This window comes from Parasutterella secunda (assembly GCF_024733725.1).
Lineage (GTDB): Bacteria > Pseudomonadota > Gammaproteobacteria > Burkholderiales > Burkholderiaceae_F > Aphodousia > Aphodousia faecalis.
This window is the reverse complement of record NZ_JANRHP010000007.1, coordinates 25,953-43,307: the sequence shown is the minus strand read 5'-3', so window position 1 is coordinate 43,307 and position 17,355 is coordinate 25,953. Positions and strand designations below refer to the sequence as shown.

Annotated in this window: 14 protein-coding genes and 2 tRNA genes; 3 read left to right on the top strand and 13 right to left on the bottom strand. The window is 48.7% G+C overall.

Annotated features, from left to right (window positions below; all coding sequences use genetic code 11):
* Positions 1-75 precede the first annotated feature (75 nt).
* Positions 76-729, top strand: a complete 654-nt coding sequence (gene adk, locus NW199_RS07395) for an adenylate kinase (RefSeq protein WP_249092519.1) — start codon at positions 76-78, stop codon at positions 727-729.
* A 70-nt stretch (positions 730-799) separates the two neighbouring features.
* Here the strand turns inward: adk and NW199_RS07390 are convergent, their stop codons facing one another.
* From NW199_RS07390 to tamA, 8 genes are all read right to left on the bottom strand, one after another.
* Positions 800-2,053, bottom strand: coding sequence for a YihY family inner membrane protein (locus NW199_RS07390; RefSeq protein WP_258334138.1), 1,254 nt, complete (start codon positions 2,051-2,053; stop codon positions 800-802).
* A gap of 98 nt (positions 2,054-2,151) precedes the next feature.
* Positions 2,152-3,573, bottom strand: coding sequence for a 23S rRNA (uracil(1939)-C(5))-methyltransferase RlmD (rlmD, locus tag NW199_RS07385; protein WP_258334137.1), 1,422 nt, complete (start codon positions 3,571-3,573; stop codon positions 2,152-2,154).
* Positions 3,574-3,682: 109 nt separating this feature from the next.
* Positions 3,683-4,492, bottom strand: coding sequence for a peptidoglycan DD-metalloendopeptidase family protein (locus tag NW199_RS07380; protein ID WP_258334136.1), 810 nt, complete (start codon positions 4,490-4,492; stop codon positions 3,683-3,685).
* Between the two features lie 43 nt (positions 4,493-4,535).
* Positions 4,536-5,291 (bottom strand): 5'/3'-nucleotidase SurE, encoded by a 756-nt coding sequence (gene surE / locus NW199_RS07375; RefSeq protein WP_249092515.1) that lies wholly within the window; start codon positions 5,289-5,291, stop codon positions 4,536-4,538.
* A gap of 100 nt (positions 5,292-5,391) precedes the next feature.
* The gene (locus NW199_RS07370; RefSeq protein WP_258334135.1) at positions 5,392-5,805 is read right to left on the bottom strand and encodes a YqaA family protein; all 414 of its coding nucleotides are present in this window, start codon (positions 5,803-5,805) and stop codon (positions 5,392-5,394) included.
* Entirely contained in the window at positions 5,805-6,398 is a 594-nt protein-coding gene (locus NW199_RS07365) for a flavin reductase family protein (RefSeq protein ID WP_258334134.1), read from the bottom strand. Before NW199_RS07365 ends, NW199_RS07370 begins: the two co-directional genes overlap by 1 nt.
* 89 nt (positions 6,399-6,487) lie before the next feature.
* A complete protein-coding gene (tamB, locus tag NW199_RS07360) occupies positions 6,488-9,364 on the bottom strand; it encodes an autotransporter assembly complex protein TamB (RefSeq protein ID WP_258334133.1) in 2,877 nt (958 codons plus the stop codon).
* Positions 9,361-11,100 carry an autotransporter assembly complex protein TamA gene (gene tamA / locus NW199_RS07355; protein WP_258334132.1) on the bottom strand — a complete coding sequence of 580 codons (1,740 nt, stop codon included), beginning with the start codon at positions 11,098-11,100 and terminating at the stop codon, positions 9,361-9,363. The genes tamB and tamA overlap by 4 nt, the downstream gene beginning before the upstream one ends.
* Before the next feature lie 145 nt (positions 11,101-11,245).
* Between tamA and NW199_RS07350 the strand changes: the two genes are divergently transcribed.
* On the top strand, positions 11,246-12,136 hold the full coding sequence (locus NW199_RS07350) for a DMT family transporter (RefSeq protein ID WP_258334131.1): 891 nt from the start codon (positions 11,246-11,248) through the stop codon (positions 12,134-12,136).
* On the opposite strand, the gene NW199_RS07345 is transcribed toward NW199_RS07350, so the two are convergent.
* Together NW199_RS07345 and NW199_RS07340 are read right to left on the bottom strand one after the other, a co-directional pair.
* Complete coding sequence (locus tag NW199_RS07345; protein WP_258334130.1) at positions 12,133-13,410, bottom strand: amidohydrolase; 1,278 nt, start codon at positions 13,408-13,410, stop codon at positions 12,133-12,135. The two genes, NW199_RS07350 and NW199_RS07345, sit on opposite strands and share 4 nt — an antisense overlap.
* Before the next feature lie 62 nt (positions 13,411-13,472).
* The gene (locus NW199_RS07340; RefSeq protein WP_258334129.1) at positions 13,473-14,747 is read right to left on the bottom strand and encodes a pyridoxal phosphate-dependent aminotransferase; all 1,275 of its coding nucleotides are present in this window, start codon (positions 14,745-14,747) and stop codon (positions 13,473-13,475) included.
* A 110-nt stretch (positions 14,748-14,857) separates the two neighbouring features.
* Here NW199_RS07340 and NW199_RS07335 point away from each other — a divergent pair, with 110 nt between their 5' ends.
* Positions 14,858-15,805: a LysR family transcriptional regulator gene (locus NW199_RS07335; protein WP_258334128.1), complete on the top strand. Its 948-nt coding sequence runs from the start codon at positions 14,858-14,860 to the stop codon at positions 15,803-15,805.
* 40 nt (positions 15,806-15,845) lie between these two features.
* Here NW199_RS07335 and NW199_RS07330 read toward each other — a convergent pair.
* From NW199_RS07330 to NW199_RS07320, 3 genes are all read right to left on the bottom strand, one after another.
* Positions 15,846-15,921: transfer RNA gene (locus NW199_RS07330), tRNA-Glu, on the bottom strand.
* Positions 15,922-15,933: 12 nt separating this feature from the next.
* Positions 15,934-16,009: transfer RNA gene (locus tag NW199_RS07325), tRNA-Ala, on the bottom strand.
* A 60-nt stretch (positions 16,010-16,069) separates the two neighbouring features.
* The gene (locus NW199_RS07320) at positions 16,070-17,317 is read right to left on the bottom strand and encodes a sodium/glutamate symporter (RefSeq protein ID WP_258334127.1); all 1,248 of its coding nucleotides are present in this window, start codon (positions 17,315-17,317) and stop codon (positions 16,070-16,072) included.
* Between the last annotated feature and the right edge of the window lie 38 nt (positions 17,318-17,355).

The following is a 17,355-nucleotide window of genomic DNA, read 5'->3' as shown; positions in this document are numbered from 1 at the left end:
CGATAAGATGTCTACAATGAAATGGATAGTGTGACTCGAATCCCTTGAGTCATCGGAAGTAAACGAGGAGTTATTATGCGTTTGATTTTGATTGGACCCCCGGGTGCCGGCAAGGGCACGCAAGCCGCTTTCATTAAGGAAAAGTTCGGCATTCCCCAAATTTCGACGGGTGATATGTTGCGTGCGGCTGTTAAGGCTGGTACCCCTCTTGGTTTGGCCGCCAAGGAAGTCATGGATAAGGGCCAATTGGTTTCCGATGACATCATCATTGGTTTGGTGAAGGAACGTTTGACGCAACCCGATTGCGCCAACGGTTTCTTGTTCGACGGTTTTCCGCGCACGATTCCTCAAGCTGAAGCGCTTCAGGCTGCCGGCATCCCGATTGATTTTGTTTTGGAAATCGCTGTTCCTGATGAAGAAATCGTCACCCGTATGAGTGGCCGTCGTGTGGACCCGGTCTCCGGCCGCACCTACCACATCAAATACAATCCTCCCAAAGTGGAAGGTAAGGATGACATCACGGGCGATCCGTTGATCCAACGTGACGATGATAAGGAAGAAGTCGTTCTGAAACGTTTGAGCGTGTACCACGCCCAAACTGAAGCCTTGGTGAAGTTCTACGGTGATTTGGCTGCCTCGGGCGATGCCAGCGCTCCGAAGTATCGCAGCATCAGTGGCTTAGGTTCCATTGAAGAAATCAAAAACCGTGTGTTTGAAGCTTTGAAGTAATTTTGGCTCACCACATCAAAAGGGCGCAGACTCGGTTCACTGTTAACCTTACTTGCGCCCTTTTTTCCTATCAGTTAATCGGGTGAATAAAGCGTAGGGTTTCAACCATTGGGCGCTTCTTCCACTCCGCATCCGTTACCAAACAGTACCAGTCGTAGAGCGGTGAATTTTCCTTAGCTATGAGGCTATTGCTCGGATCAACCACCAACGCGTCAAACGCTGCGCCCAATGTTGTTGTTTGCGGCGAAACAAGCAAACTCCAATGTTCATCGTACTTACGATCATCCTGAAGTTTCCCGACGTAACCCACGTCTGCCAAACGTTCCAAAATGGCGCCAGCGGCTTCCGGATAGGAGTCCACCGACTTGCAAAGCACGTGAATGGAAACCGAAGGTTCTCCTTTTTCTTGAGCGAGCATCAGCTCATGCAACAGAGCCACACCGGTAATAAAATCATTGCCGGTTTTATTCATATCGCTGTATCGACCGCTTGTGAGCATCGGAATAGTCGCGGCGATAGCTGCTCCTGAAAGCACTAAAAGCCAAGAGAGGTAAATCCAAAGCAAAACCACGGGGATCAAAACAAAGGAACCGTAAATTGTTGTGAGAGGTCCCGTGCTTAAGTAGTAACTGAAGCACCACTTAATCGCCACCCCCACGACCGTCACCAATAACCCGCCAACAAACGCATCCATCCATTTGACTTTGCAATTGGGCACATAGACGTAAAGGGCTGCGTACATCAGAGACTGCACCAAAAGCTGAATCACCATGAAAACCCAGCCGGGCAACAGGCTTTCCACACCGAATTCAATTTGTGTGAGCACGTTGGTGAGCACCAAACTAAAGCCGATAGCAATCGGTCCCAATGTCAAAAGTGCCCAATAGATCAAAACGCGCTGCATCGCCGGGCGCATTTGTCTGACGTGGAAAATACGGTTTAGTGTTGCATCCACTGTGTTAATCAACATAAGTGACGTGATGGTCAAACCCGCCAAACCGAAAATCGTCAGCCCCTGCGCATGTTCAGCAAAAGACTTTACATAACCGATGATCTGCTGGCTATATACCTCGGGCAGAAGGCTGGAAAACAAAAGCTGCTCCATCTCGGCGCGTCGTTCCGCAAAAGCCGGAAAAACAGCAAAGCTCACCAAAATCACGGCTACCAAAGGCACCAATGACAAAACAGAGGTAAGCGTCAATGATGAGGCCACTTGATTGAGCTGCGTCTCTTGAATGCGAATCCATACAAACTCCGCAAGCTCTTTCACCACTTCTCTAAATGGCCGCTGCTTGTAGTGACTGAGGTTCAGATCCCAATCCATAATTTATAAATTTTTCAAACAGATATACACCATCATAACAAAAAAGCGGTCGATACAAGATCGTCTCGGATCTTTTAACGACCGCATCAACTGCACGCTTAAGCCACTTCTTGGGCAACCTCAGCCGTGCTCTCAGTCTCTACTTCTTTCTTTTCGGGTTTGGGACCGGGTTCCAATACCGCCATACTCTCAACGTGCGCCGTATGCGGGAACATATTCATGACGCCTGCAGCACGAATGTGCCAGCCGCCCTCATGCTGCAAAATCGCACAATCTCGAGCCAATGTGGCCGGATTACAAGAAACGTACACTACCCGAGGCGGACGTTTATCCGTGGCAGCCAACGTACGAGCCAATTCCAGAGCGCCTTCTCTGGGCGGATCAATCAACACGCGGTCAATACCGCCCAATTGAGTCCAAAGAGCATCCCAATCGGCTGTGGACCACGTAAACAAGTTGCGGGCAACAAATTGCGTTTTTTCAGCCAAGCCATTGTCGGCTGCTCCGGCTCTGGCGCGCTCAACCAACTGCTCACTGCCTTCAATCCCCACCACCGTCTTGGCACGCACGGCTAAGGGAAGCGTGAAGTTACCCAAACCGCAGAAAAAGTCCGCGACATGGTGTTCAGGCTTGACATCCAAGAGATTAATGGCACGAGAGACCATCGTTTCATTGAGGCGATGGTTAACCTGAGTAAAGTCCGTGGGTTTAAACGAAATGTGCACACCGAATTCTGGCAACTCAAGCTTTAAGGCCGTCAAATCACTTGCGTGCATCGGATAACATGAATCCGGCCCCTTGGGCTGCAACCAAACACTTACTCCATACTCAAGCGAGAAGGCTTCAAAAGCGGCCATATCGACAGAGGTTGGCTCTTCCAACACTCTGAAAACAAGCGCAATCGCCCCATTGCCGCCCATGGCCACTTCAATTTGCGGCAGACGCTGACGAATGGATAGTTTTTCAACCAAACGGCGAAGAGGAATTAAAAGGTCGCTCACCGCGGGCGGCAAAATCTTGCACTCGGTCATATCGGCCACGTAACTTGATGAACGTTCATGAAAGCCCACCAATACGCCACCTTTTTTCTCCACGTCGCGGACAGTCAAACGCGCGCGGTGGCGATAGCCCCAAAACGGTCCATAGATCGGAGGCAAAATCGTCTCCGGCTTCACCTTTCCGATATGCCACAACGCATCAAGTAAAACCCGCTGTTTAATAGCAACCTGAGCACTGGGATCCAAATGCTGCATGGCGCAGCCGCCGCAACAACCGGGCTCAAGTCCGAAGTGCTTGCAGGCGGGTTTTACGCGCAAAGCCGATTCTTTTTCGATGGAAACAGCGCGTCCACACTCATAGCTATTTTTATTGCGAAAACGCTCATAGGTGACCGTTTCACCGGGAAGAGCGCCTTCTACAAAGACCACTTTGCCATCACGGTGCGCAACGCCTCGTCCATCCTGATCAAGCGATTCAATATTTACCGTAAACTTTTCAAGTACTTTAGGGGTTCTTGCCATTGGAAATATCCCTCAAAAAGAAGCGCCTGGTTCATACCCTATCGGAAAAATGTAAGCAGGCGCTAACGTTAAAGAAGGCAGCTTGCATTAAGCTGCCTGTGAAAATAATTTATTGCGGCAGGTATTCGACCGGATTGACCGGGCGATCATTGTGACGCACTTCAAAGAGCAGATTCACGCTATCGCTGTCGCTATTGCCCATCTTGGCGATGACTTGACCGTTCGTCACGTTATCACCACGCTTAACGAGCAATTCACTGTTGTGACCGTACACGGTGACAGCACCGGGACCGTGCGTGATGATAATCAACTTACCGTAACCGCTCACGTTCTCACCGATGTAGAGAACTCGACCGGCTGCAGCGGCGCGGACATCGTCTCCCATGTTGCCGGCAATTTCAATACCTTTGCTGTTTTCGTCACTGAATTGACGCAAAATTTGTCCACGAGCCACAGGCCACGACAAACGCGTATTGCCCAAAAGCTTTTGAGAACCCGTGGCCGTGGGTGCCGTGCCCGTCAAGGTCACACTGTCGCCAACGGGCTGAGCCGTCGTGGTTTGACCGCCGATCGTCACTTCAGAGGTGGACGGCATCGAAGCTTCAACCGCCAGATCGGTCACAGGCTGCGTGCGCGCTGAGGTCAGGCGCAACACCGTTCCGGGAGCCAACAACGTAGGATCCATAATGCCATTGGCTTGGGCCAATTCGGTCGGATTGCAACCGTTGCGAGTGGCGATGCTATAGAGCGTATCGCCGGGTTGAACCGTATAGGTGTCGCCCGTCACGCTGACAGCGCCCGTTGTTCCGATACCTGTTGAACCTGTGCGGCTATAAATCGGCGCGCCCACATCCTGAAGAGCACAACCGGCCAACAGGCCCCCTGCCATCATAGCTACGACCAAAGCACGAAATTTCATATTCACTAACCTCAACTACTTGCGCATTGAAGCGCCAATTAAATCATTCTTCACGAGCAGTCAGCCACTGACCGACTGAACGAACGGCGGAATAATTGGTTAAATCCACCTGCAACGGGGTCACCGAAACGGCATTGTGCTCAACAGCCCAAAAGTCCGTTCCTTCCGCTCGATCCTTTGGCTTGCCGGCCGCACCAACCCAATAAATCGGAAAACCGCGGGGGCTGACCTCTTTGATCACGCTTTCAGCATGATGTCTTCTTCCCAAACGCGTTGCCACCACTCCCTGCAATTGAGACAAGGGCAAATTCGGAATGTTGACATTCAAAAGCTGCGGCTCGCCGTCCTTTTTGCGTTCCAGGAAACGCTCAACGATGCCTTGAGCCATTGTCGCCGCATCCTCCAAGTGCGCCCAACCGCGCTCAATTTGAGAAAAAGCAATGGAATCAATTCCGAAAAGGTAGCCTTCAATGGCCGCGGCCACGGTCCCGGAATACATGGTGTCTTCACCCATATTCTGACCGCAATTAATGCCGGAGAGCACCAAATCGGGCAATTCATCCAAAAGCCCAGTAAGTGCCAGGTGCACGCTATCACTGGGCGTACCGTTTACAGCAAAAACACCCGGCTCCACTTCCTGCACCTGCAAAGGCCTCGTCAGCGTTAACGCATTGCTCGTACCGCTTTGATTAAATTCCGGCGCCACCACCGTCACGTACCCGAAACGTCTCATGGCTTTTGCCAAAGCTCGGATACCCGGAGCGGAATAACCGTCATCGTTGGAAATCAAAATTCTCATGTAAATCCTTATCCATGCGGTCCGTTTTTATTCATTTTTACTGACCACAATAACTTTCTGAATCATATCGCATCAGGGCGTCTATTGCGATGCCATTTTGTTAGAAAAGTTGAGCAAATCCAAAGGCTAAGGCGGCGTAACGAGAAGCCTTGCCGATAAAAATAAATAAAAGGCTTTTCAACCAGGAAATACGAAGCCAACCAGCCGCCAATGGCAAGGCATCCCCCACTAGAGGAAGCCATGCGAAAAGAAGAGCCCAAACGCCCCAACGAGTCAGCCAATCAATAGCTTTACCAGAGACTTTTCTAGGAAATAGTCGACCGATGATGTAACTTGTCATGGACCCCAACGTGTTGCCAATCGTTGCGACGGCAACAGCGACCGTGATTTCATCCGGCCAGGCGTGAACGAGCGCAAGCAAAACAGCTTCGCTTGCGCCCGGAAATAATGTTGCGGAGACAAAGGCGGAGGTAAAAAGCCCCGCCAAGGCCTCATATAAAGTGAGCTCCGGCATTAATCCTCTTCGGGCAAGATGCCTTCAATCACAAGCGGCTCGCCGATTGTATAGAAGTGACCGCCAGCCACGTAGTGAAGTGTCCTAAGTTCAGCCGGAGCAGTTTCAAAGTGCCAGTGGCCGTTTGAAAACACTCGCGTATCAGACCAAGCCGCCACACACTCACCGATAAAAAGATCGTATTGGTTTTGATTGTGAGGCTCGGACAAAATCTTAAAGATCATCCAAGCGGCGCACCCTTCAACAAGCGGCATGTCGTATCCGGGCATCGTAAAAAGCTTGGCTCCACTTTTTTCAACTTTATCCGGCATATCAAATTTACTGACCGCGCCCAGGCGCATTGTTTCTTTCACAATAGCCGCTGTCGGCAACTGAAGTGAGAAATAGCCGCTTTTTTCCATCAAGGGACGCGTAAAGTGTGAGCTGTCAATAACCACCGTTGCTTTGGTAGGCGCCAAATCCAATGCGCAAGCCCATGTGGCAGGCATAATGTCCGAGACTCCGTCAAAGCTTGCCGACACAAGCGTTGTGCCGCCGACATTTAGCAACCGATAAGCCTTATCAATATCAACTTCAGCCATAAAGGGACACATCTTTCTCTCCTCAAACAAATCGCTTTGCTAAAAGCTTAGCAACGAACGATCAGCCCGTCCTGCCAATCTTTGCCGAATTTTTGCCCGAATTAGAACTCAAAAGAGTACAAAACATCCAACGCTTGATCGACGCCGGAGGCCGCCTCCACATAAAGTCTCGGGATCACACGATAGCGAAGCGTCAAAGTCGCCAATGAATCAAAAAGCCCCACCGCGTACTTCACTTTAAGACCGGGCAAAATGTAGCCGCTCACCGCCACTTTGGAGCTGTCTCCAACCCCTTCGGTATCAACACCCAAACCACTGATGCCGACCGCGTCACCCAAACTTTCAATGGCGCGGCTGCCTTGGCTTAAACCGAGATTAATCAGAGCCGACGTGATCATGGAGTTATCATCTTCGCCTGCGGGATCCAGCCCTTCTCCACGCATCAAGTAGCTGAGGGATTCTGTCTGACTTTTTTCGGGTTCGGTAAAGATCGTCACTTCCGGCATCTCCGCTTGTCCGCTCACACGGATTCCCGCGATCACATCATCGGCCGTCTTATCCGGATTACGAATAGCTTCCAAATTAATCAATGGATTATCGGCAGAGCCCGCGAACATGAATTCTCCGCGCCTGACGATTAAATCTTGCCCATAGGCTTTAAATTGTCCGTGAGGAACATTGATTTGACCCGTTAAACCCAACTTGCCATTATTTTGGACAACATGAAGTCTGCCTGTCATTTTGGCTTTCAGCCCCATGGCCTCAACGCGTACATCATCGCCAATATTGACAAATAGGTTGCTTTCAATGGGAATGGCTTCAGCATTGTCCGACGACTTTGGTCTGGGACGATCTAAGCGCACGGTATCGGCGCTCACGTCCGTGGCCGACGGCGGCAGTTCAAAAACCTTCACACGAGCCCAAGGCAAATCGATCAAACCATTTAAAGTAATTTTCTTAGCGCTTGCCTCACACTGCACATCCGTTGTCAAGTCAAATTCAACCGCTGGGGGCATCGTCACACGCATTTTCACACCCTTGGCGGCAATTCTCGTGCGGCCTTGAGCCAACGTCTTCCAATCGGCATCACCCTCCAGCGTCAAACCGCCTTTAGGCGTTTTCAGCTCTCCCGAAAGCGTGCTCTTATTGCCGTCAAAAGCCAATTCAAAAGAACTCGGAAGCATTTCAAAGGGTAACTTTGTACTGTCAACACGCAATTGACGGATGCCGGTCTTACCAAATAACTGTGGTTCAGCAAGGCTGCCGGCTAATTTCAACTCACCGTAAATCGTTCCTTCAGCCGTTTCACCGGGAGAAAGCAGCGAATTAAAAAGTGAAGCTGAGAGATTTTCGATTTTGACTTCACCGGCCAAGTGCCGGCGCTTCACCGGATCAATGATATCGACGTTACCTGAAAGCGATCCGTTTTGGGTTATTTTCACCATCCACTTCGAGTTAATTTTTTCACCATTGCTGGTCAAACCCAAACGAATGGAATCAAAACCCATCACAAAGTCACTTTGCTCGAGCATATAGCGTGTCGAAAGCGTTTGACCGCTTACCGTTACCGTTCCGCTCGGCAAACCTTCAAATCCTTGAGGAACCGTCAGTGCAGCATCCGCCTTCACAATGCCTGACGCCTCAAATTGTCCGGGCATATAGCGCTTGAAAAAGCCTAAATTGAATTTCTCAAGTGCTACGTTAAGATTAAAAGCGTTCTTATTGAGTAAATCCAGGGCCAAATCGTTTCGCAAACAAACAAGAGCGTGCGGGTGAATCAAGCAGAACTGACCAACATCAAGAAGCAGCCCGTTGGTGTTAAACGCCACGGGCATTGGAGCCTGAAGAGACACAGGGCCGTAACCGGTTTGCACTGTAAGAGCATTAAGCGCCCCTTTCCAAGCATCCATGGAATCGTTTAATGCGCCGGAGAAAGTAGCCTTTAATTGGAAAAGCCGAGACTTCGTGTCGATTTTTAATTCGTGAGCGTTTTGGGTGCCGGCGAGATTGGCATTAAAACTGTCTACTAAAAGCCCCGGCAAAGCGATGCCGTTTACAGCCAAACGAGCGCCGCCCGAAACATTTTCTTCCGCGCTCATGGCGCCGGTTAAACGAAGCGTATTGACGGAGACTCCCTGGGCTGACAAATCCCGAACCGTCATATCGGCATTAATCAAAGGCATTAAAACGGGGCCTCTGACCTGCAGTCTGCCCTTGGCGCGTCCTTTGACATCCTTAACCATTTCAGAGAAATTCGCCGCATCAATATGCAGGGCTAAATCAAGGTTGGGCACAGCGGCATGAAAACGTATATCCCCTTTCACATCGACTTTGTTATCACCCAAGTGCATGGCAACATCTGACAAATGCAAAAGTTTTCCGCCTTGTCGCGTGCTGACAGCCCCCTTAACGGTAAGGGGATAATTCTGCCAAGTTCCTGTCAGATCAATAGTGGGGACATCAATGCCGTCGCCCGTCCAGTGAAAGGCAGATTGAAGGGCTTTCAAATTTAGTGCCCGTCCGTCTATATCGAGCGCAATGTCTTTAAATGCAATACTTTGAATATGCACGGGCAACGGAGTCTGAAGGTCCGTTTGAAGTGTCGTTGTTCTATTTTTTTCAGATTCTGAAACTTTTTCTTCCGCTGATGAAAACTGAGCGCTTTGCACTGTGCTTTGGACATTTTGGACGTAGAAGTCATGGAAAACCGCTTCACCGGAAAGCAGTTTATTGAAGTCTATATGCCAGCCGAAGTCACCCTTAAAGCGCAATCCGGGTTGCTCCCAAACAACCTCTTTTGCATCCAAACTTAACAGGCTGCCGCTAAAGGTCCCTTGAGTCAGTTGCGGTAAATGATCTTTTGCCTGATTGACCAAAAAGTGAAGACCGGGAGCCGTCGCCAATAGAAATCCCATGGCTGCACAAAGAACGGCAAACACACACAATAGGACCAATGCAATAATCTTAACCGCTCTCATAGTTCAGGCCCCAATCCGATATAAAACTGCACATCGTGCTTATCAGGATCACCCACGGGGGTTGCGATATCCAGCTTGATCGGTCCCAAGGGAGACTGCCAACGCACGCCAACGCCCACGCCTTTTTTCCAATCCTGATTATTGAAATTATTAACCGCCTGACCAATATCGAAGAAAACCGCACCCCACCAATTGCCGGTCACTCGGTATTGGTATTCAAAGCTGGCCGTCACCAATTTCTCGGCACCGGTCAAGTCGCCGTTTTCGTCCTCGGGCGAAATTGATTCATATTTATAACCGCGAACACTTCTGTCGCCGCCCGCAAAGAACCGTAAATCCGGCGGCACCTGCTCGAAATCATCCGTTTGAATCCAACCGAGGTGAGAGCGCAAAACAAAGCGATGACGATCAGCAAACGTTTTGATTAAAGCGTGCTGCGCTTCTAACACCACAAAATCAATATCAGAACCCCACGTAGTATTGGACCAATCAATGGTGTAGCGCTGCGACAGTCCCCAAGTCGGCATCAAACCGCCAAGTGTTGTTGTTTTTGAAAAAGTCACACCAGGGTAAATCAACATAGTTTTGTCACTGATTTCACCCTGATCGAAGTCATCAATCGACCAACGCAAATGCACATCCCGCTGCCATCCCTCATAGGGCGCCCAATGACGGGAAATCATGGCTGAAGCTGAATCGGATTTCGTGTCGTTTAAGTCTTCTTTTTTGATACCGCCCTGTATCACCCAATAGTGCTCAAGCGCACTTTTTTCAAGCGGAATCTTGTAGCTCACATCGGCCAACTGCTCTTTAGAAGAAAGCTCAGTTGACGCTTCAAGACTGTGCCCAGAATCATTTAACCAGGGCTTTCGCCAAGTTACCGATCCTCTGGGCCCCACATCCGTTGAAAAGCCCAAACCGGTTTCAACGGCGTTTTCTTTTTTCGGTGTCACGTTGGCATAAACAGGTAAAGACTTGTCGGGGCTGCCGCGTCCCGAAAAAATATCGGGGGAAACAACGACGGAATTAAACCATCCTGTTGCCGATAAGCGTCTGTTTAACTCTGAAATATCGTCTGAAGTGTATGGATCACCTTTTTTAAAAGGTAGCAAGTTAACCAAGATGGGTTCTCTGATTTGACTGCCGGTAAAGCGAATATCACCGAAACGGTAACGAGTCTTTGCATCGTAATCAAACGTCCAGTACGCTTTATTCTCAATAGCATCCACACCCAGTTCGCTTTTCACAAACTCCCCATCAAAGTAGCCGTGGCGAATCGCCGCGCGCTCAATTGACGATTTAAAACTTTCATATTCCCTGTGATTCAGTTGCCGCCCCTTTTTAGGGAGATTTTCTTTCAAGGCTTCGAAAACTTCGTCATCCTTGGCCTCTCCCCTGATTGTCAAAGATGTCGCAGCAATACGGGCTGGCTTTCCTAAATGGATTTTCGCAACCAATACAGCGGGCTTCTTTCCTTTTGGCTCTTGCCAGGTGTAGTGAATGATGCTTTGATAAAAGCCAAGCGCCTGCAATGCTCTCTTTATCGCTCGATCAACCTGCGCGCGGTATGTTTGTCTGACTTCTGTAAAGCTATTTTCTTTAACCGGCTGCAGCAATGCGTCAACATTGGAGCGCACCTCTCCCGAGATCCCCTCAACCTTTACATCAAAAGCTTGGGCACTTTGTGACAGAGCGCCTAAAAGGGCCACTACTGTCGCTAATTGTCGAAAATTCATCACAAAAAGCGCTTTTAAAACAACAGGTTTGATTTTAATTGATCTTATCTTTCTTTGAAACTTTCTGACTAAGCGGCTGAAATCTATTTTTCGCCAATGGCTTCAACAGGCTTACAATGAACAAATCGTTTGTTGAGCTTATTAAATGGAAATCAAAACTATCAAAGGCATTGCCCTTGCCTCCACGGCCGGTATCTGTTGGGGCTCCATGGGAGTGGCGGCCCAGTATCTGATGGCTGAATGTCGTTTTACGGTTTTGGATCTGACATCCATTCGCTTGTTGGGTGCCGGCATTCTTTTGGTGCTGCTTGATATCTTTTGGAATCGAACCAAGCATATCAAAGCTGTTTTTGAGAAGGAAAATCTCAAAGACATTGTTATCTATGGTTTTGCGCTTCTTTGCTCACAATCGACTTTTTTCTTATCTATTTTCAGCTCCAATGCGGCAACAGCCACCATTATGGTGCTCACCTCTCCACTATTTATCATCGCTTATTTGGCCATTGTTCATCACAGACGAATTAAGGTGTTGGAAATGGTTAGCCTGCTGTTAGCGCTGATTGGTGTGCTTCTTATCATCACCAAAGGCAACTGGGACACAATGGACTTTTCAATCGCCGGCGTCGGCTGGGGCTTAGCCTCGGCCATGCTGGGAGCTGTGGGAACTATTCAACCGGGACGCGTGGTCAGAAAACTCACCGTTTTCCCCGTTATCGGCTGGGCCATGACTTTTAGTGGCGCGGCGGCTTGTTTGTACAACAATCCTCTTGAAACCAATGTACTGTGGAACACCATGGGCATTATTTGTTACCTGCACATAGTGCTGTGCGGAACCATTGTTTCCTTTTGTTGTTTTCTCAAAAGCATGGAATTCATCGCTCCGCCCATTGCTTCGATGCTGACCTGCTTTGAACCGCTTTCCGCGGTCATTCTCTCTGTGTTGCTCTTAGAAGCAACCTTCGGTCCTATCGAAGCAATAGGCGCTGGCTGTATTTTGATGACCGTCTTTTTGCTTGCACGGTCAAAGTCCAATTAGGACATTAAACAGATCTCCTTGAGAATATTCGTATACATTTCAAATCCGACATCCAACGCTTCTTCGTTCACGTCAAACTCCGGCTGGTGATGCCCGGCCAGGTGATTGGCCCCCACCACAAAAAACGCTGACTTTCCGCCTTTAGACTGAACGTGTCTGGCTAAAATCGCCGCGTCTTCCGAACCTCCAAAGTCTGACCTTGTACGGATCGTTTTAATCGCCTGCACTTTTTGAGCACAACGCTTCAACAGCTCAACCAATTCATGATCATTTTGCAGATCACAAACTGTTCCCTGATCCACCACTTTCAAGCCAACAGAATAGCTTTTCGCGCACCCTTCAAAAATATTTCTAGCCTGCTCACACATGTAATCGTTAATTGCCATGGTTTCGCCACGCACATCAATCTCTATACTTGCGCAGTCCGGAATTGCATTACGTGCCCGACCAGCATGCATCGTTCCCACATTTACGCGACTCATTCCTTCTCCGTGGCGAGCTATACCTAAAAGCTGAAGCGTAGCCGAACAGGCTGCGGCTAACGCATTGCGTCCTTTATGCGGATCTGCTCCCAAATGGGCCGACCGACCTATGAATGTCACATCAAACTTAGACCCACAAAGAAAGCCGTAAGGATCCAAGATTACTTCTCCATATTTGGCCTGCATGCCAATATGACTGGCAAAAAAATAATCCGCATCATCAACCAAACCTGAAGCGGCAATGGTTCTCGCTCCACGAGAACCTTCCTCTGCAGGTTGGAAAACAATCTTAATTTTGCCCCGCAATTGATCTTGATGATCCGCCACCCAACGGGCAACAGTCAATCCAATTGAAGTGTGGCAGTCATGGCCACACGCATGCATAAAACCGTCTCGCTTTGATCTAAAACCCATCTGATTGGGAAAATGTTCGGGGGCGTCCGTTTCCTGTACAGGCAGAGCGTCAATATCAAACCTCAGGGCAATAACCGGCCCCTCACGCCCAGTATCCAATACACCGACACAACCGGTCAGTTCATCGGTTTTCAATAAAAAATCTTCAGGCACCTGATGGGCTTTCGCACGGTCTATAGCTTCCTTTACCCAATTTTCATTTCGACCTCGAATAGAGTCTTTGTCGATAACTTGATGTCCCAAATAAACCTTATATCCCCACTTTTGGAGCCGCTGTGTGATAAACCAAGTCGTCTCAAACTCCGTCCATCCTACTTCCGGATACTGATGCAAATGTCGTCTTTGCTCAATGAGTTGTTCATGATAAGACTGTTCCATAGAGCCTCCATTTTCGTACTTAAAAAGAACGGGCAAACTTGTTGCCCGCTCTGCCCTGTTATTTATCGATGTTCCTTAATGACTTGCGCTATTCTTCCCAACGCTGTCTTAATCGTCTGACGATTAGGACCGTAGGAGAAGCGAACCCAATGACGATAGGGTTCATTGGTCGGACGTACACGGAAGGGTCTTACATCAAAGAAGTGACCCGGAACTGTGATGACTTTCTTTTGCAAACAAGCATGGAAGAAGTAATCTGCGTCAGATAATTTCCCCGGCAGATTTTCAATACTTGCCCACAGATAGAAAGTGCCTAATGGCTGATTGGCAGGCGTATGAATACCCAACTCCGCCAAGCCTTCCATCATCATCTTGCGCTTAACTGCAAATTCCTTACGCGTGGCTAATAGTTCTGCCTCAGCGTGACCCTCAGCCAACTCTTCAATGACCCCGCGTTGAACCATCGTGGACGGCCCACCGTCAACAGCGCTAGCGGCGCGATTAATCATTTCGATCAAGTACTTCGGACCAATTGCCCAGCCTGCGCGCCAACCCGGATAACGGAATCCTTTTGTTAAACCGTCAAAAACAATAACCGGGTCACGATTAATGTCCTTCACATAGGGTAACGCAGAAACAGCTTTTTCAGCGGGAGACCCATCTTCGTTATAAGAGAAGGTCGCGTAGAATTCGTCTGCGCCCAACAAACAATTTTCTTTTCTGGCTGCGTTGATATAGCGATCCATCGCTTCATCTTTAATCACCTGCCCGGTCGGGTTGCAGGGATTGGAGAAAACAAAAGCGTTGGGACGCACGTCATGCATAAAATTTTCAAAACGCTCCACCGGCACGGTAAAACCATCTTTTTCTTCTGCACGCAACTCAATCAGTTCACAGTTGTGGCGAAGAGGATAAAGATAATCCTCATAAGCGGTATAGTCCGGATTTTTATAGGCAATTCGGGCGCCGTCTTTGAAGATACTGTAAAGACGCGTTAAAGCCAGGCGGCCGCCGCAGGCAAAACTCACGTTTTCAGCCGTGTATTGGCTCATGCCTTTGCGATAGGTGCGGTTAACCCAATCGGCAATAGCTTCTCTGACTTCAAGCGTCCCACCGACAGGACCATAGGCCGCATCGCTGGGCTGAAGTTTTAAGCTTTCGATGCGATCAGGAGCACCGTCAATGGTACCCACTTCCGGCTGACCTTGCCCCACGTTGCACCAGTCAGGGTGACCATTATAAAAGCCTAATTTAGAGGCTTCGTTAACTGTCCAAATCACCCCCATATACGGTACGTATCGCACCATCGGAAAATCTGCACTGCCGTATTCTTCCATCGCATTTCTCCTAGTAAGTTTCGTTTCGATTATTGTAGGTAGAAGAAAGCCAAAAGAGAATGACAGATCTTTAAATTATAATTGTCAAAAAGACAATTAATGTGAAAATTATGATGAAAGTTGACAACCTTTTAGTCTGGAAGGTTTTGCTCAGCATTGCTGATTTAGGCTCACTTAAGCTGGCGGCAGAAAAGCTTTGGATTGATCCGCCTCTGGCTTCCCGAATGTTGGCAAATCTGGAAGACGAACTCGGCATTTTTCTTCTTGACCGTCGCTCACGCCCTGCTGTTTTAACAAAAGAAGCCAAAGAAATTCTGCCGTCTGTCAGTCAATTAATACAAAGCCATGAAGCGCTTCTTTCTTTAACTCAAAACCTACGAAAAGATCACGATCCCAAGGCTCGTCGGACGCTGCGTATATCGCTGCCCGTCAATATGGACCGAACGCCTATTCTTTCTGCCTTACTTGACTATGAATCGTTGCATCCCGGGGTTCATTTCGAAATTTTGGCTGACCGCGGACTAAAGGCTCTTTTAAACCGACAAACCGATTTGTCCTTTTGCTTTTACTCTTCCGATCAACCGGAATTGCACGGGACATTCGTGGATGATTTTTACACCTTCTTATTGGCTAGCCGCTCTTTTTTGAAAAAACATCGCTCGCCCGAGACGCCAGAGGATTTAATTCATTGCCCTATTCTGCTGCGCTACCCTTACAGCCCCTACTACGCTGACTTTATTGAAAACGGGGAAACACAATTCAAATTACGCCATTGTCAAAAGATTAATTACGGTGATGCAACGGCCTGTAAAGAAATGCTCCTTGCGGGAGCTGGCATTGCCATTGATCTCAACCTCGGCATGGTGCGATCTCAACTTCAAGACCAATCGGTTGTTGCTGTCATGCCAAAGTGGCATCGCCCCGTGGCACGAGCCCATGTGTACTGCCGCTCTGAAAACAAAAACAGTCCTTTATACCAAGAGGTGTTGAAATTGATTGTTGAAAACGGCAACTCGGATCTCACCAGTCCGTGGCGGCAGTTTGCCAAGCAATTTTAGGCAACAAAAAAGCAACCCAGAAGGTTGCTCATTGGAAAAGTGGCGTCCCCACGGGGATTCGAACCCCGGTACCGACCGTGAAAGGGTCGTGTCCTAGGCCTCTAGACGATGGAGACGCTATCTAACTGTGGTGGAGGTAAGCGGATTCGAACCGCTGACCCCTTGCATGCCATGCAAGTGCTCTACCAACTGAGCTATACCCCCGAAGAGAAAACGCATTGTATAGAGCACTTATCAAAAAATCAAGACCCTTACGAAATTTTTTTAGAGTGTTCCCATGTAGGTAATAATGACCGCATTAATCAAGTCAATCAAGAACGCGCCGACTAAACTGACTATGAGCCAAGCCCGGGCGTTGGAACCATATTTTTCAGACAAGGCCTGCATAACCGCCAAACCGTTTGCGGTCGAACCCATCGAAAAACCGACACCGCCAACACTTAACATCACCGTGTCATAGTTCTTGCCGAAAAGTAAGAAGATGAAAAACCATGAGAAAACCAGCACCAAGACGGCTTGAGCGAGCAAAATCACCAACATCGGAATAGCCAAATTAACCAATTCAGCTAATTTCAAGCTATTAACTGCCATGGTCACAAAAAGCACCAAACTAATGTCCGCGACAGCATTAAGACCAACACCGTCAATTCGCACCGTCTTTGTGCAATCGATCACATTACGAACAACCGCTGCCACAATCATGGAACCGATATAGGCGGGAAGCGTAATAATCTGACCTAAAAAGTCTGAAACGATTCCACCCAGAGCCATGCAAATGGCCACAATACCGCCGGCTTTCATCAATTCATCGGTAAAGGACGGTTTTTGACCGGCTTCTTTAGCCACAATATCAGCTTGTAAATCGGACGGCAGGTGTAAAGGCGGTTCAGGTTCACCCACAGGTTGCGGCGTGTGGATTTTGTATTTGCGGATCAGCCATTCACCAAAGGGACCGCCCAAAATCAAAGCGGCCGCCATACCAAATGTTGCCGATGTGATAGCCACGGCTGTTCCACCGGTGATGCCGTACGTTTCTTCAAAATAAGGGCCAAAAGCAGCCGAGGTTCCCAAGCCACCCATCATGGAAACCGCACCGGTCAAAATCCCATAGTGTTTATCAAGCCCCATAAAGCTGGCAAGTGACATACCCAGCACGTTTTGCAAAACCGCCAAAACAGACACGGCGATTAAGAAACCCACCAAAAGCTTTCCGCCTTGTTTAACCACTTTGACACTGGCCATCATCCCAATTGTTGTGAAAAAAGCGAGCATCAATAGGGTTTGCAAAGTGGAATCAAAATGGACTAGAAGAATGCCGCAGCCTTGTAAAACAGAAAGAATAACGGCCAAAATCATGCCGCCCACAACCGGACTGGGCATAGACAAACGCTCAAGAATCGCTACCTTGGCTTTAACCCAAACACCTAAGTAATAGGTCACTACTGCTAAAGCCAAACTCTGAATCATGTTGATGTTTAGCACCCATATACCATTTTCAAACGCAATGTCCATCTTGACCTCCCAAATGTAAATGCGGAAGTTGGTTTTTG

Excerpts from the sequence above, each read along its gene's own strand:
- adk (WP_249092519.1), top strand. The coding sequence starts at position 76 with ATGCGTTTGATTTTGATTGGACCCCCGGGTGCCGGCAAGGGCACGCAA.
- NW199_RS07390 (WP_258334138.1), bottom strand. The coding sequence starts at position 2,053 with ATGGATTGGGATCTGAACCTCAGTCACTACAAGCAGCGGCCATTTAGA.
- rlmD (WP_258334137.1), bottom strand. The coding sequence starts at position 3,573 with ATGGCAAGAACCCCTAAAGTACTTGAAAAGTTTACGGTAAATATTGAA.
- NW199_RS07380 (WP_258334136.1), bottom strand. The coding sequence starts at position 4,492 with ATGAAATTTCGTGCTTTGGTCGTAGCTATGATGGCAGGGGGCCTGTTG.
- surE (WP_249092515.1), bottom strand. The coding sequence starts at position 5,291 with ATGAGAATTTTGATTTCCAACGATGACGGTTATTCCGCTCCGGGTATC.
- NW199_RS07370 (WP_258334135.1), bottom strand. The coding sequence starts at position 5,805 with ATGCCGGAGCTCACTTTATATGAGGCCTTGGCGGGGCTTTTTACCTCC.
- NW199_RS07365 (WP_258334134.1), bottom strand. The coding sequence starts at position 6,398 with ATGTGTCCCTTTATGGCTGAAGTTGATATTGATAAGGCTTATCGGTTG.
- tamB (WP_258334133.1), bottom strand. The coding sequence starts at position 9,364 with ATGAGAGCGGTTAAGATTATTGCATTGGTCCTATTGTGTGTGTTTGCC.
- tamA (WP_258334132.1), bottom strand. The coding sequence starts at position 11,100 with ATGAATTTTCGACAATTAGCGACAGTAGTGGCCCTTTTAGGCGCTCTG.
- NW199_RS07350 (WP_258334131.1), top strand. The coding sequence starts at position 11,246 with ATGGAAATCAAAACTATCAAAGGCATTGCCCTTGCCTCCACGGCCGGT.
- NW199_RS07345 (WP_258334130.1), bottom strand. The coding sequence starts at position 13,410 with ATGGAACAGTCTTATCATGAACAACTCATTGAGCAAAGACGACATTTG.
- NW199_RS07340 (WP_258334129.1), bottom strand. The coding sequence starts at position 14,747 with ATGGAAGAATACGGCAGTGCAGATTTTCCGATGGTGCGATACGTACCG.
- NW199_RS07335 (WP_258334128.1), top strand. The coding sequence starts at position 14,858 with ATGATGAAAGTTGACAACCTTTTAGTCTGGAAGGTTTTGCTCAGCATT.
- NW199_RS07320 (WP_258334127.1), bottom strand. The coding sequence starts at position 17,317 with ATGGACATTGCGTTTGAAAATGGTATATGGGTGCTAAACATCAACATG.